Source organism: Micromonospora sp. WMMA2032 (assembly GCF_002688545.1).
GTDB classification, from domain to species: Bacteria; Actinomycetota; Actinomycetes; order Mycobacteriales; family Micromonosporaceae; genus Micromonospora; species Micromonospora sediminicola.
In genome coordinates this window covers 4608159-4622894 of sequence record NZ_CP024052.1, presented here as the reverse complement: position 1 = coordinate 4622894, position 14736 = coordinate 4608159, and the positions used below count along the sequence as shown (strand labels likewise).

The 14736-nt window shown below is 73.5% G+C and carries 10 protein-coding genes; 7 read left to right on the top strand and 3 right to left on the bottom strand.

Annotated elements, in window-relative coordinates:
- The first annotated feature begins 219 nt into the window (after positions 1-219).
- Genes CO540_RS21375 through CO540_RS21355 form a run of 5 tightly spaced genes read left to right on the top strand, consistent with a single transcriptional unit; the run spans position 220 to position 7692 of the window.
- Positions 220-3411, top strand: coding sequence for an ATP-binding protein (locus CO540_RS21375; RefSeq protein ID WP_099163384.1), 3192 nt, complete (start codon positions 220-222; stop codon positions 3409-3411).
- A 1-nt stretch (position 3412) separates the two neighbouring features.
- Positions 3413-5353: a hypothetical protein gene (locus CO540_RS21370; RefSeq protein WP_099163383.1), complete on the top strand. Its 1941-nt coding sequence runs from the start codon at positions 3413-3415 to the stop codon at positions 5351-5353.
- A complete protein-coding gene (locus tag CO540_RS21365) occupies positions 5350-5910 on the top strand; it encodes a hypothetical protein (RefSeq protein ID WP_099163382.1) in 561 nt (186 codons plus the stop codon). Before CO540_RS21370 ends, CO540_RS21365 begins: the two co-directional genes overlap by 4 nt.
- On the top strand, positions 5907-7082 hold the full coding sequence (locus CO540_RS21360; RefSeq protein ID WP_099163381.1) for a M23 family metallopeptidase: 1176 nt from the start codon (positions 5907-5909) through the stop codon (positions 7080-7082). Before CO540_RS21365 ends, CO540_RS21360 begins: the two co-directional genes overlap by 4 nt.
- Positions 7083-7092: 10 nt before the next feature.
- Positions 7093-7692, top strand: a complete 600-nt coding sequence (locus CO540_RS21355; RefSeq protein WP_099163380.1) for a hypothetical protein — start codon at positions 7093-7095, stop codon at positions 7690-7692.
- A 4-nt stretch (positions 7693-7696) separates the two neighbouring features.
- On the opposite strand, the gene CO540_RS21350 is transcribed toward CO540_RS21355, so the two are convergent.
- Positions 7697-8248, bottom strand: a complete 552-nt coding sequence (locus tag CO540_RS21350; protein WP_099163379.1) for a hypothetical protein — start codon at positions 8246-8248, stop codon at positions 7697-7699.
- 224 nt (positions 8249-8472) lie between these two features.
- Here CO540_RS21350 and CO540_RS21345 point away from each other — a divergent pair, with 224 nt between their 5' ends.
- Together CO540_RS21345 and CO540_RS21340 are read left to right on the top strand one after the other, a co-directional pair.
- On the top strand, positions 8473-11031 hold the full coding sequence (locus tag CO540_RS21345) for an FtsK/SpoIIIE domain-containing protein (RefSeq protein WP_172967896.1): 2559 nt from the start codon (positions 8473-8475) through the stop codon (positions 11029-11031).
- The gene (locus tag CO540_RS21340; protein ID WP_099163377.1) at positions 11028-11729 is read left to right on the top strand and encodes a hypothetical protein; all 702 of its coding nucleotides are present in this window, start codon (positions 11028-11030) and stop codon (positions 11727-11729) included. The genes CO540_RS21345 and CO540_RS21340 overlap by 4 nt, the downstream gene beginning before the upstream one ends.
- Positions 11730-11792: 63 nt before the next feature.
- Here the strand turns inward: CO540_RS21340 and folE are convergent, their stop codons facing one another.
- Positions 11793-12410: a GTP cyclohydrolase I FolE gene (folE, locus tag CO540_RS21335; RefSeq protein WP_091568630.1), complete on the bottom strand. Its 618-nt coding sequence runs from the start codon at positions 12408-12410 to the stop codon at positions 11793-11795.
- 83 nt (positions 12411-12493) lie between these two features.
- Positions 12494-14500, bottom strand: a complete 2007-nt coding sequence (ftsH, locus tag CO540_RS21330) for an ATP-dependent zinc metalloprotease FtsH (protein WP_091568628.1) — start codon at positions 14498-14500, stop codon at positions 12494-12496.
- Positions 14501-14736 lie beyond the last annotated feature (236 nt).

Here is a 14736-nt window from a genome sequence, read left to right as displayed (position 1 = left end):
AGGCGGTCGCATGAGTCGCTCTTCCACGCCGGGTTCCCCGGCCGGGCACCCGGGCGGATCGCCCGGTAACCGTGCGCGATCGTTCGACTACCCACCGGACGAGGACCTCGACGAGATCGTCCTCGACCCGGCGCTCGTCACCACTCCCGGCCACGGGCGGGTCGGCGTCTTCCAGCCTCCGCGTCCGCTCACCCCCGGGGCGCCGAACCCCGCGAGCCGATCCGGCCCGAGGGCGACATCGACTCGCCCTTCCTCGACCTGTTCGGCGGCGCGCCGCCCCGGGTCCGTCGGCCGGCCGGCCCGCCCGCCGGGACGACCCCGCCCGCCGCGCCGGTCGAACCGGTGGTGGCGCCGCCCCGACGCGGTGTCGGCCGGGAGGCGCTGCCGATCCCGCACCAGCACGCCGCGCCGGTCGAACCGCCCCGACCCGAACCCGCGCCGCCGGCCCGGGAGCAGACCTCCGGCGTACGCGCGGTCGGCCGTCCCCGGCCGGAGCCGGCGCACGCCCTGCCCGAGCCCGTCCAGCCCCCCGCGCTCGACCCGCCGCCACCGCCGCGCACGCGGGTGCCGCAGCAGGCCGGTGACCGCCTCCCCGCGCTCCGGCCCCCGGCCGAGCCGGAGCCGATCCACGAGGCGGCCGTCGCCCCGCCGCCGGCCGAGACGGCGCCCCCCGCGCGCCGCGTCGACCGGCGGGAGCCGGACCACGACCTGCCGGACCCGTACGCGGCGGCGCCGGCACCGACCCGCGAGGTCGGGCGGCCGGCGCACCGCGAGGTGGCGCCGCCCCGGCAGCGTTCCGCCGCCCGCCGGGACAAGCCGACCAAGCCGGTCCGGGTCCGCGCTCCGAAAATCAAGTTCGGCGACCGCGACCCCGCCGTCGAGCTGGCCATCACCGAGATCGCCGGGCACCTCACGTTCACCCCCAACACGGTCACCGCCTGGTACTGGCTGCCCGAGGTCCGCTGGGCGTTCCGGCCCGACGCCGAGCGCGAGGCGCTGCTCTCGGCGATCTCCGAGCAGTACGCGGGCCTGGCCGGGTTCCGGCTGCACCTGCGCCGCACCACCCGGCCGTTCCCGGCCGACGAGTGGGCGCGCACCATCGACACGCACACCGCCGCCCCGCTGCCGGACGTGCCCGGCACCACCGGCTGGGCCGACCACCTGGTCGCCGCCCAGCGGCACCTGATGGCGGTCAACCACGCCGAGGGCCAGACCTACCTGGGCGTCACCTTCGCCCGCCGGTCGCTCGGCGACTCGCTCACCGAGCGCCTGCTGCGCACGTTCGGCCGGGGCACCGCCGACGGCGAGCGACGCCGGCTGGGCCGTACGGTCGAGCAGTTCGACGAGGTGCTCGGCGCGTTCGGCATGCGCGGGCGCCGGGTCACCGCGCCGGAGCTGGAGTGGCTGCTCTACCGCTCGGTGGCGCTCTGCATGGCGCCGCCCGGCGTGCTCTCCCCGATCACCAACGGCCGCTGGGAACGCGGCGACCTGCTGGCCCTGACCGAACAGGTCGAGCGCTACCGCACGCCCTACGGCTCGACGGTCAAGCTGGTCAACCGGATGACCGGCGAGGAACGGCACGTGGCCGTGCTCGCGGTCGGCCGGATGGAACCGCTGGAGATCCCCGAGCGACACGAGCCGTGGCTGCACTTCCACGAGCGGCTGCCCTGGCCGATGGAACTCTCCACCCGGGTCGACATCCTCGGCCCCAACGACTCCTTCCGGAACCTCGAACACCGGCTCCGGATGATCCGCTCCCAGCAGCTCGACTACGCCGAGCACGGCATCGACGCCCCGCCGGAGCTGGAACGCCTGGCCAAGCGTGCCCTGGTGATCGGCGACGAGATGACCACCGGGCTGCCGGTCGACTCGGCCCGCGCGCACGGGTGGCACCGGATCGCGGTCGGCGGCCGAACCCGGGAGGAGTGCCTGGAACGGGCCCGCCGGCTGATCCAGCTCTACTCGCGGGAGCTGCGGATCTCGCTGCAGCACCCGAAGAACCAGGACTGGCTGGCCCGCGAGTTCATCCCCGGCGAGCCGATCGCCAACACCGGCTACGTCCGGCGGATGCCGGTCAACCTGCTGGCCGCCGCGCTGCCCCAGGCCGCGTCCACCGTCGGCGACCGGCGCGGCGACCTGATCGGCCGCACCGCCGGCACCTGCCGTCGCCCGGTCTTCCTCGACCTGCACTTCCCGATGGAGGTACGCGAGCGCTCCGGCCTCGCCGTCTTCGTCGCCGAACCCGGCGGCGGCAAGTCCACGCTCCTCGGCGCGCTCGGCTACCTGGCCGCCCGGCGCGGCGTGCAGGTGACCCTGCTCGACCCGTCCGGCCCACTGGCCCGGCTCTGCGCCATGCCCGAGCTGGCGCCCTACTCGCGGGTGCTCAACCTGACCGGCTCGGAGCAGGGCACCCTGGCGCCGTACGCGCTGATCCCCACGCCCCTGCGCAGCGAGTTCGGCACCGGGGCGGCCGGTGATCGGGAGTTCGAGATCGCGGTCTCCAACGCCCGCGCCGAGCGCCGGATGCTGGTGCAGGACATCTGCATGATGCTGGTGCCGCCACAGGTGGCCCGGGAGGCGTCCACGGCCACCCTGTTCCGGCACGCCGTACGCCAGGTGCCGGCCGAGGAGACCTCCACCCTCGACGACGTGGTCACCTGCCTCCAGGGGCTCGACGACGACGCCGGACGCGAACTGGCCCACCTGCTGCTCGACACCGCCGAGATGCCGCTGGCCATGCTCTTCTTCGGCCGGCCGCCGGAAGGGCTGCTCGGCGCCGACGCCGCGCTCACCGTCATCACCATGGCCGGGCTCCGGCTGCCCGACCTGAAGATCGAGCGGGAATACTGGTCCGCCGAGGAGGCCCTCGCGCTGCCGATGCTGCACACCGCGCACCGGCTGGCGGTCCGCCGCTGCTACGGCGGCTCGATGTCCTCCCGCAAGCTGGTCGGCCTCGACGAGGCGCACTTCATGGAGGGCTGGCGCTCCGGGCGCTCGTTCCTGGTCCGCCTCGCCCGCGACTCCCGCAAGTGGAACCTCGCCGCGCTGGTCGCCTCGCAGAACCCGAAGGACATCCTCGGTCTCGACGTTCAGAACCTCGTCTCCACCGTCTTCGTCGGCCGGATCGCCGAGGACAGCGAGATCGCCTCCGAGGCGCTGCGGCTGCTGCGGGTGCCGGTGGACGACGGCTACGAGGCCACACTCGCCTCGCTCAGCCAGGCCGACAGCGGCTCGGCGTCCCGACTCGGCTTCCGCGAGTTCGTCATGCGCGACGTCGACGGCCGCGTGCAGAAGGTCCGGGTCGACGTGTCGTACGTCAACGGGCTGCTGGAACACCTGGACACCACCCCCGGCACGGTCGCCCCGGCCGCCGGGCAACTGCCGACCGTCCTGGCTGATCTGGAGGCGTGACATGGCGAGGGCCCGGGCACGGATCGCGGCGCTCCTCCTCGCGCTCGGCGTACTCGCCGGGGCCACGATCTCCTGGCCGGTGATCGGAGCCGCCACACCGGCGTACGCCGCCGGCCCGACCGCCCAGGCCCGGGCCGAGCTGTGCAGCACCAAGGAGTGGCAGGCCGACTTCCGCGCCTGCGTCGCGAAGCTGAAGGAAGTGTCGTCCGCACGCGCGGAGTGTCTTGAGCCACCCACTCCTGGAGCACCCGACTCTGGGCTAGCCGGCTGGTTTGCCAGCGCTCCACCGAAATCAGAGGGCGGAGTTACCGGGCGTTACAGCCTCTATGGCTATGCGGGATACAGCTACACGACCTACGACGTCGATGGAGGCTGCGCCTCGACAATCCTTCACCCCGACTACAAGTTCACAACGACCGTCGCCAATGGCGAGTTCATGATCGCCACCGCGATCATTGGCGCATCCAACGCCTTGCGTGAGCGAGCATGGGATCCGCGGACGATGTGGGGGTGGGCGGACCCGTTGGTCGAGCAGGCCACCAAGGCCGTGTATCAGAAGGTGTTCAGCGTCTTCGGCATCATTACCATCTGCGTCGTCGGCCTCTACCTGCTGTGGCGCTCCCGCCAGTCGGACATGAGCAACGCGATGACCACGGCCGGTTGGGCGCTCCTCGTGATGGTGGCGGTGACCGCGCTGGCCGCGTGGCCGGTCAAGTCCGCGAACATCGCCGACAGCACTCTGATCACGACCCTCAACGTGGTCCACGATGCGGTCGGTCCGCAGAAACGCGATCCAGGCCCAGGCCGCTGTATCGATCCGAACCCGGAACGATGCAAGGACCTAAGGCCGCCTGCAGTGCGGGCCAGCGATACCGCAACAGAGACCATGCTTTATCGGAACTGGCTGCGCGGCATGCTCGGCTCGGCAGACAGCGAGACCGCAAGAAAATACGGCCCCGCTCTCTACGATGCGCGGTCGTTCACGTGGGGGGAAGTGCAGTCGATTCGGTCGAATCCGGCGACTCGCGAGGCAGTGATCAAGGCGAAGCAACAACAGTGGATGAAGGTTGCGGAGCAGATTAAAACCGAGGACCCGGAGGCGTACGAGTACCTGCAGGGCACCCGGGACATGGACCGGATCGGCGCCGGCTTCATCGCGGTGCTGGCCTCGCTGCTCTTCGCCATGTTCGACCTCACCGCGTCGCTGCTCGTGCTGCTCGGCTTCCTGATCTTCCGGTGGGCGGTGATCGCCGCGCCCATTCTGGGCACCGTCGGCCTGATGCGCCCGGCCAGCGCCGGCCTGCGCCGGCTGGCGAACGCGGTGGTGGCCGCCGTGTTCAACATCGCCATCTTCGGCACCGGTGCGGCCATCTACCTCTTCGCGGTCGACCTGATCATGAACACCGCCACGCTGCCCGGCTGGCTCCAGGTGGTCCTGGTCTGGCTCTGCGGCGTGGTGGGCTGGCTGCTGCTGCGGCCGTACCGACGGATCACCCAGCTCGGCGGCAAGGACAGCAGCGAGGCGGTCAGTTCGGCCGGCTCGTGGCACCGCCGCTTCTTCCGGGACATGCGGATCGCCGCCCGGCTGGACGTGGCCGAGCCCGGCGGCACCAACGAGCCGGCGTTCGGCCGGCGCCGTACCGTCACGGCCGACCAGCGCAGCCTCCGGCCGGAGGCCCGGCACGAGGACCCGGCGCACGCCGCCACCTCGGTCGAGCGGGAGCGGCCGGACGGGCGGGAACGGCCCGAGGAGGCGCCCGTGGTCGAGCGGCGGGGCGACCGTCCGGCCGCCGCGCCCCGGCCCCGTCGCGCCCCCTCCACCTGGACCGAACCGGACGTGCCCGAGGAGGCGCCCTCCTACGCGGTCTACCGGCCGGACTCGGCGGACCGCGCCGCGCCGCCCGCCCGCCCCGCGCCGCGGATCCGTTCCGAGGCCCGGTGAGACCGGTGCGACGGGCACTCGAATTCCTCGTCACGCGGGTCCTCCGGTCCCGGCTCGGCATCGCGCTGGTGATCGCGGTGCTGGTCTTCGGCGTGATCGGCGCGGCCCGACTGGTCTCCGGGCCGGTCGACTCCGGTCTCGGGCTGACCACCCGCCCCACCCAGCCGATCAGCACCGTGGATCCCGGGGCCGGTGAGGACGGCGTGCTGTCCAGTCCCCCGGCGACGGTCGCCCCGCGGACCCGGCCGGGCGAGGCCACCCCCGAGCAGGTCGCCGGCCGGTTCACCACGGCCTGGTTGACCGGGCCCGGCACCACCGGCGACGCCTGGCAGGCGAAGTTGCGTCCGCTCTCCACGCCCGCGCTGGTGGAGAAGATGACCGGCGCCGATCCGGAGACCGTGCCCGCCCGGCGGACCACCGGCCCGCCGACGCTGCGGCCGCGCACCGAGTCCTTCGTGGAGGCACTGGTCCCGCTGGACAACGGCACGCTCCGGCTCGAGCTGGTCGCCGAGGACGGTCCGTGGCTGGTGGACGCGGTCGACTGGGAGCGGTCGTGAGCGGCGAGCGAGCCGTCGCCGCGCAGGTCCGCCGCAAGCTGCGCGTCGGCGTCCTCGCCACCGCGGTCACCGTCGCACTCGCCCTGCTCTGTTGCGTCGGCGGCGCCGGCGCGTTCTTCCTCACGGAGCTGGGCGGCGACCAGGAGGATCCGAAGCTCGCGGCCCTCGACTGCGACCCCGCCTACCGGGTGAACCTGACCGGGGACATGCCGCGCTTCGCCGAGTACGGCGAGGCTCAGCTGCGCAACGCGGCCGTCATCATCAAGGTCGGCCAGGACATGAAGGTCCCGGCCCGTGGCTGGGTCATCGCGCTGGCCACCGCGATGCAGGAGTCGGCGCTGCGCAACCTGGCCAACAGCACGGTCCCGGCGTCGCTGGCCCTGCCGCACGAGGGCGTCGGCGCCGACCACGACTCGCTGGGCCTGTTCCAGCAACGTCCCGGCTGGGGCAGCGTCGAGCAGCGGATGACGCCCTCGTACACGGCGCGCAAGTTCTACCAGAAGATGGTCAAGGTCCCGAACTGGCAGCAGCGGCCGCTCACCGTGGTGGCCCAGCGGGTCCAGGTCAGCGCGTTCCCGGATGCCTACGCGAAGCACGAGGAGCTGGCCGGGCGGATCGTCGACGCGCTGGCCGGCGGCGCGGCCCGGACCGTGGAGATCGCCGGCAGGGCCGTCTGCGACGCTGCCGCCGGGGCCCGGATCGCGGCCTCCGGATGGACCGCCCCGCTGCCCGGCGGGGTGGTGTCCGGCTTCCGCACCGCCGCCCGCCCGAGCCACAACGGGGTGGACCTGGCCGCGGGGAAACGCACCCCCATCCACGCCGCGTCGGCGGGCCGGGTGCTGGTCGCGCGCTGCGATCCGGACCGCTCGGGGCGGCGGGACTGCGACCGGGACGGCTGGCCGAACAAGGGCGGCTGCGGATGGTTCGTCGACATCCTGCACGCCGGCGGGTTCATCACCCGCTACTGCCACATGATCGAACGACCTCGGGTCACACCGGGTCAGGCGGTGGAGGCCGGCGAGGTGATCGGGCTCTCCGGCAGCAGCGGCAACTCCTCCGGCCCGCACCTGCACTTCGAGGTGCACAACAGCGGCGACCGGTCCAGTCGCGGCGCCGAGGACCCGCTGCCGTTCATGCGCAAGCGGGGCGCCCCCCTCGGCAAGTCCGAGTGAGGCGCCCCGCATGAGCAACCCGCTGCCCGATCCCTTCGCCGACCGTCCCGACTGGGCGCCGCTGCCACCCCGGCCGGTCGAGATCGTGCCCGCCACCGGCGGAACCGACCTGCGCGGCCGCCGCGTGCTGGTCGGTCTGCCCGGTCTCGGCTGGCGTGCCGACCTGCGGGCCGACGAGCGGGTGGTGCAGGGCAGCCGCACCTACGTGCCGGTCATCCCGGAGCACGAGTGGTATCGGGCCGAGTCCGAGCAGGTGGAGGTGTTCGCGCCGCTGGTGCCGGTGGAGCGGGTCTGGGTGGAGACGATCGGTGACCGGCCGCAACCCGCCGCCGCGTCCGGGTCGGGCATCCGGCTGGTCTCGCTCGACGCGCCCACCCGCCGGCCGCCCACCCCGGCGTTCGAGGCCGACGCGGTGACCGGACGGCGCGTGGTGCACGTGGACGGCGGTGTGGAGCGACGCGACCTGCGTGCGGTCACCGAGACCTACTCCGGCGCGGACGGCGACATCTGCGTCCGGGTGACGTCGGAGCTCGAGTGGTACCGCTGGGCCTGGCGCGGCCAGGCACCGACCACCCTGGAGGTTCCCGTTCACCTGCTCTGGCTGGAGTGAGGCTCTAAAGCCGCTGGGCGGAACAAATCAGCCACCCGTTCCGGTCCACCAATTCGAAGCGCCATGGGTCGGTGAGACTCTGTTGCACGCCATCTACGACTGCGCTCCTCCTGATGACGGCGGTGACTACGGCATCCTTTCCGCTTTTCTCGATCACAGTGACGCCTTCGATGTTTATTGCCATCGACGCGTTGAGCTCCTCTTCACGGCTGACGATCTCAGCCCTGAGAGCATCAACCGCCGGGACCGGTCCATCGCAGGTAAATAGAGTCGCCCTGCTGTCGTCGCGCGCAACCAAAACGGCCTGAAGGTAATTGACTACTACCACGTCGGGGGCGCTGCGGTCCGGGGCTGTCGCCCGGTCGTAGAGCACGAACCCGACCACCGCTCCCCCCGTGCAGAGCAACGCGAGCACCCCCGCGACGACCATCAGCACGGTGCGCAGCGGGCGCTTGGGGCGTACCGGAAGCGGAGCCGGCGCGGGGGGCGCCATCTGCTCCGGCGGGGTCCGCTGCGCCGGTACGCGGGAGACCTGGGAACCGGCGGGGGGCTGCACTGATTCCACCTCCTGAGGCTATCGGCTGCGCGCCGCGTACCCAATGCCTCAGAACTGGCGGATCGTGGCGAACCGCCGGACGGACGCCGCCCGGCGCGCGGGCCGGCGCGGGGTGAGGCTGCTCACCGCCGCGCAGCTCACCGCGCCGACCGACATCCCGGTGGACGGCCCGCGCCTGGGTTACCGTCACTGCTCGGGAGGAGATGTCGGCCTCGGGAAGAGAGGTGGACGCGGTGGCGACTCCGAAGGCGCGCGCCGGTCGGGCCGCCGCGCTGCACCGCCGGGCCGAGGCCGCCGCGACCGCGGCGGCGGGCATCCTCGACGAGATCCGGCCCGCCCCCGCCGATCACCACCGACAGTACGAGCTGGCCGAACGCCTGCGGGCGGCGGCCGAGCGGGCGGCGCCCGGGTGGGCCGGCGCGGCGGTGGAGGCCCTCACGTCGGCGACGCCACCGGGCGACGGTCCGCCGGCCCGGGTCCGGGTGGGCGCCGCCGCGCCGCTGGACGACGCCCGCTTCCCCGCGCTGGTCCCGCTGTTCGGCAGCGGTCACCTGAGCATCGACGCCGACGCCGCCGACCCTCGGGTGGCCGGGCTGCTCCGGGCCCTGCTGCTGCGCCTGTTCGCGGCCACGCCGGCGGGCGCGCTGCTGGCCCGGGCGGTCGACGGCGGTCCGGGCGACACCTTCGCCGGATTCGCGGCGCTCGCCGACGCGGGCCTGCTGCCCCCGCCCACCGCCGACCTGACCGGGCTCCGGGCGGTGCTGGCCGAGGCGGAGCAGTGGGTGGCCGCCGGGACCTCGCGGCAGCGCGGGCACGACCGTACGCTGCTGCTCGTGGTGGCCGCCCTGCCCGAGGGCGCGACCACCGCCGACCTGGACCGGCTCGCCGACCTGGCCGACCGGGGGCCGCGCGCCGGGCTGCACCTGGTGGTCGCCGGGTGGCCCGACGGCGGTCCGCTGCCCCGGGCCACCCCGCTCGCGGTGCGCACGGCGTACGCGCTGGTCGGTGACCCGCCGCTCACCGGGTTCAGCAGCCCGGGCGCCGAACCGCCGGGTGGTCTCCACTCGCCGGTGTTCCTGGACGAGGATCCGCCCACGGAGCTGGTCACCGAGGTGTGCCGCCGGCTGGCCCGGCAGATCGAGGACGGTTCCCGGCTCGCCCTGGCCGACCTGCTGCCCGCCGACGGGCTGTGGACGGCGGACTCGGTCGACGGGTTGAGCACCACGGTCGGTGACGCCGCCGGGCGTCCGGTCAGCCTCGGTTTCACCGAGCTGACCCCGCACTGGCTGGTCAGTGGCCGGTCGCAGGCCGGCCGGTCGGCGTTCCTCACCGACGCGTTGTTCGGCCTGGCCGCCCGGTACGGGCCGGACGAGCTGACGCTCTACCTGGCCGACCTGGGCGACGGCGAGTCCTTCGTGGAGTTCCTGCAGACCGAGCGGGACCGGTCCTGGGTGCCGCAGGTGCGGGCCGCCGGGATGGCCGCCGACCGGGAGTACGTCGCCGACCTGTTCGGCGAGCTGGAGGCGGAGGTGCGCCGCCGGGAGGAGGCGTCCCGGCGGGCCGGCGGGCAGCGCTACACCGAGTTGCGCCAGCACCAGCCGCTGCCCCGGATCGTCTGCGTGATCGACAACTTCCCGCTGCTGTTGCGCGACCGGGACCGGCTCGCCGCCGACGTGCTGGCCCGGCTGGACGCGCTGGCCCGCACCGCCCGGTCGTACGGGGTCCACCTGGTGCTGGCCGGCGAGGGCGACCTGGGCATCGGTGGTCCGCGTGACCCGCTGCTGGGCCAGTTTCCGGTGCGGGTGGCGTTGCCGGGCGGCTCGGCGGTGCTGGAGCCGGCCAACGACTCGGCGGCCGGCCTGCCGGTGGGCAGTGCGGTGGTGAACACGGCCGGCGGGCTGGGCGGCCCGCGCGGCGCGACCCGGGGGCACGAGCGGATGATCCGCTTCCCCGACCCGTACGAGGATCCGCAGGTGCTGGCGGACCTGCGGCGGCGGCTCTGGTCGAACCGGACCGAGGAGGCCGTCCCCCCGGTGGTCTTCGCCGGCTACGCCCGCCCGCTGCTCGCCAACGACCCCCGGCACCGGGCCGCCCTGGCCGGCCGGGCGCACGGGCCGGCCGCGCTGCTCGGCCGGGCGGTGGACGTCCGGCGCAGCACCGTGGCCGTCCCGCTCGGGCCGGCCGCCGGCCGGAACCTGGCCGTGCTGGGTCGCGACGAGGAGGCCGAGCGGCTGTTGGTCACCGCGGTGCGCAGCGCGGCGGCGGCCCATGCGGGCGCGGCGCGGTTCGTGCTGGCCCCCCTGGCGAACGGGTCGGCCGAGCCGGCCGGCGTGCTCGCCGCCGAGCTGGCCGGGCGGCACCGGGTGGAGACGGTCGACGCGGCCGGGCTGCGGTCGGCCGTGGAGTCGGACGAGCCCGGCTACCTGGTGGTGTTCGGGCTGGACGTGCCGGACGCCGCCGAGCTGCCGCCGGAGCTGCTGCGGTCGCTGCTGCTGGAGGGCCCACCAGCCGGCCGGCACCTGCTCGGCTGGTGGCGGACGCCGGCGCCGCTGGCCGGGCTGCTCGGTCCCGAGGGCGAGGTGGACAAGCTCACCGCCGTGGCGGTCACCGACGTGCCGGGCGGTCGCCTGGAGCAGCTCTTCGACCGGCCGGTGTGGTGGCGGCCGCGGCCGGGCCGCGCGGTGCTCTGGGACGGCCCGGACGAGCAGGGCACGGTCTTCGTGCCCTTCGGCACCGATGAGGCACCGACCCCGCGGTCGCGAGCGGACGGAGGCACCGCGTGAGCGAGACCGGCACGACGGTGCCCGGGCCCCGGGCCGGTGGCGCGACCGTGGCCGTGGACCCGGCCGAGTCGGCCTGGGCGGACTACGTGGCGGCCGCGCGGCAGCTCGACGGCGTACGCCGGGCGGCGGCCACCGCCGCCGGGGAGCAGGCCCGGTCGGTGGCGGCGGCCCGCGAGGAGTTGACCGCGGTACGCGAACGGCTGGCGCCGCAGCAGGCCCGGCTGCGTGAGCTGGGCCTACCGGCGATCTCCCTGGTGCCGACGCCGCCGGAGGTGACCGAGGCGGCCCGGTCGATGGCCGGCGGTCCGGCCGCGGTGCTGGCGGCGCTGCGTGCGGCCGGAGGGTGGGCGGACGCGGCGGACGACACGCTGAGCGCACGGGGTCTGCCCCGGCTGGCCCGCTGGCCGGCCCGCCCGCGCAACCTGCTGGTGTACGGGCCGCTCGCGCTGGTGGTGCCGCTGCTCCAGCTCGCCCTGTACGCGCTGGCCGGCGCGGGGCCGGTGACCGCGTTGGCGCTGCTGGTGGGGCTGCCGCTGCCGGCGGTCGCGTTCATGCTGGGCTGGCTGGCGGTGGGGCGGCTCTTCCGCCCCCGCCCGACCGACCGGGTGGACCGGACTCCTCGGTTCGGCGCCCTGGTCTGCCTGATTCCGGCGGTGCTCACCGCCGCCGTGCTGCTGCTGGCCATGCTGCCCGGCTGACGTTCCGCGACGGCGACGGCCGCGCCTCCCGGGTGGGAGCACGCGGCCGTCGATTCTGCCGGGTCAGCGGTGCATGATCAGCGCCATGGCCTCGGCCCGCGACTTGGCGTCGTTCTGCAGGCCGCCCCGGACCGCCGAGGTGATGGTCTTGGCGCCGGACTTCTGGATGCCGCGCATCGCCATGCACATGTGCTCGCATTCGAGCACCACGATGACGCCGCGCGGCGCGAGGCTGGACATCAGCAGGTCGGCGATCTGCGAGGTGAGCCGCTCCTGCACCTGCGGCCGGCGGGCGAACACCTCGACCAGCCGGGCCAGCTTGGACAGGCCGGTGATCCGGCCGTCCGGGCCGGGGATGTAGCCGATGTGGGCGCTGCCCCGGAACGGCAGCAGGTGGTGCTCGCACAGGCTCATCACGTCGATGTCCCGGACCAGCACGAGTTCCTCGTGGTTGGCCTCGAAGGTGGTGCGGAGGACCTGCGCCGGGTCGACCCGCAGGCCGGCGAAGAGCTCGGCGTACGCGCGGGCGACCCGGGCCGGTGTCTGTTGCAGGCCGTCCCGGTCGGGGTCCTCCCCGACGGCGATGAGGATCTCCCGGACGGCCTTCTCGATCCGGGCTAGGTCGACGCTCTGCTCCACCGGGCCACCGGTCAGCTTGCCGCTGATCAGGCGCGCGGCCACGTAGTCGAGCGCGTCGTCGCCGTCGGGTTCGGTCGCGGAAACGGCCGGCTCCCGGTGAGGGGAGCCGGCCGTCGGGTCGGTGCTCAGTGCGTACCGTCCGAGTTGTTGCTGGACCCGCCGACCGAGATGCCGTCGGCCGTGGCCTGCTTCTGCAGCGCGTCCTTCTCGGCCGGGGTGAGCACGGGCGGCTCGGTCGAGGGCTGGCGCTTGCCGAAGCCGTGGTAGGGGGCCATCGGCGGGCGCTTGACCACCCGGGCGCAGATGCGGGCCATGTCGGCGGTGGAGAGGGTTTCCTTCTCCATCAGCTCCAGGACCATGTTGTCCAGGACGTCCCGGTATTCCACCAGGATCTCCCAGGCCTCGTCGTGGGCCAGCTCGATCAGCGCGCGCATCTCGCCGTCGATCTCGGCCGCGACCGAGTCGGAGTAGTCCCGCTCGTGGCCCATGTTGCGGCCGAGGAACGGCTCGTCGCCGCTGGTGCCGTACTTGATCGCACCGAGCTTGGAGCTCATGCCGTACTGGGTGATCATCGCGCGGGCCAGCTGGGTGGCCTTCTCGATGTCGTTGCCGGCGCCGGTGGTCGGCTCGTGGAACACCAGTTCCTCGGCCGCCCGGCCGCCCAGCGCGTACGCCAGGGTGTCGATCATCTCGGCGCGGGTCTGGGTGTACTTGTCCTCCGTGGGGAGGACCAGCGTGTGGCCCAGCGACCGGCCCCGGGACAGGATGGTCACCTTGTGCACCGGCGCGGCGTGCGGCAGCGCCCAGGCGACCAGCGCGTGCCCACCCTCGTGGTACGCGGTGATCTTCTTCTCCTGGTCGCTCATCACCCGGGTCCGGCGCTGCGGACCGGCGATCACCCGGTCGATCGACTCTTCCAGCGAGTCGTTGGTGATCGCCCGCTGTTCCTTGCGGGCGGTGAGCAGCGCGGACTCGTTGATCACGTTGGCCAGGTCGGCGCCGGAGAAGCCCGGGGTACGCCGGGCGACCGCGTCGAGGTCGACGTCGGGCGTGAACGGCTTGCCCTTGGCGTGCACCCGCAGGATGGCCTTGCGGCCCTCCATGTCGGGGGCGTCGACCGGGATCTGCCGGTCGAAGCGGCCCGGGCGCAGCAGCGCCGGGTCGAGGATGTCCGGCCGGTTGGTGGCGGCGATCAGGATGACCCCGCCCTTGGTGTCGAAGCCGTCCATCTCGACCAGCAGCTGGTTGAGGGTCTGCTCCCGCTCGTCGTGGCCGCCGCCCATGCCGGCGCCACGGTGCCGGCCGACCGCGTCGATCTCGTCGACGAAGACGATCGCCGGCGCGTTCGACTTGGCCTGCTCGAAGAGGTCGCGGACCCGGCTGGCGCCGACGCCGACGAACATCTCCACGAAGTCGGAACCCGAGATGGAGTAGAAGGGCACGCCGGCCTCGCCGGCCACCGCGCGGGCGAGCAGCGTCTTACCCGTGCCGGGCGGGCCGAAGAGCAGCACGCCCTTCGGGATCTTGGCGCCCAGGGCCTGGTATTTCGCCGGGTTCTGCAGGAAGTCCTTGATCTCGTGCAGTTCCTCGACGGCCTCGTCCGCACCGGCCACGTCCGCGAAGGTGGTCTTCGGCGTGTCCTTGGTGATCATCTTCGCCTTGGACTTGCCGAAGTTGAGCACCCGCGAGCCGCCACCCTGCATCTGCGACATGAAGAACAGCAGCAGGAGCACGAGCAGCGCGATGGGGAGGAGATTGACCAGCAGGCTGACCCAGATGCTGTCCGACGACACCTTGGTGTCGACCGGGCCGGTGATCCGGTCCGCCGCCTCGGCCTCGCGCACCTGGTTCCAGACCTGGCCGCCGACCTCGTACGGGAACTGCGCCTCGATCTTGTCGGTGTTGGTGTCGCCGAACTTGGCCTTGTCCTTCAGGTCGAGCTGGAGCGTCTGCTCCTTGTCCTGGAAGACGACCTTCTCGATACCGCCCTTGTTGAGCTGGTCGAGCGCGACGGACGTGTCCACGCGGTGGTAGCTGGGACCAGCGGTGAACAGTTGACTGAGCACAACGGCGCCGAGGATGACCAGGATGATCCAGACCACCGGTCGGCGGAAGAAACGCGTACGTTCCATGCTGTCGTCGGGCGCCGAGACGCCCGCATCCTCCTGATCGACGTCCTGACCGTCTGAATGGTGTCGCCGCCTCGGGCGGCGGCCGTGGCCGCCGTGCGGGCCGGCCCGACCCCCGGGGCGCGCGAACTGCCGCACCACGGTCATTCGACGGTACACCGTACGAGCGAGATGTGAGCTTGTGAGCCCGGCACTTACGCGTAGGGCGAACCAGGGTTTGAGCCGGCGTGGCGGGGAGC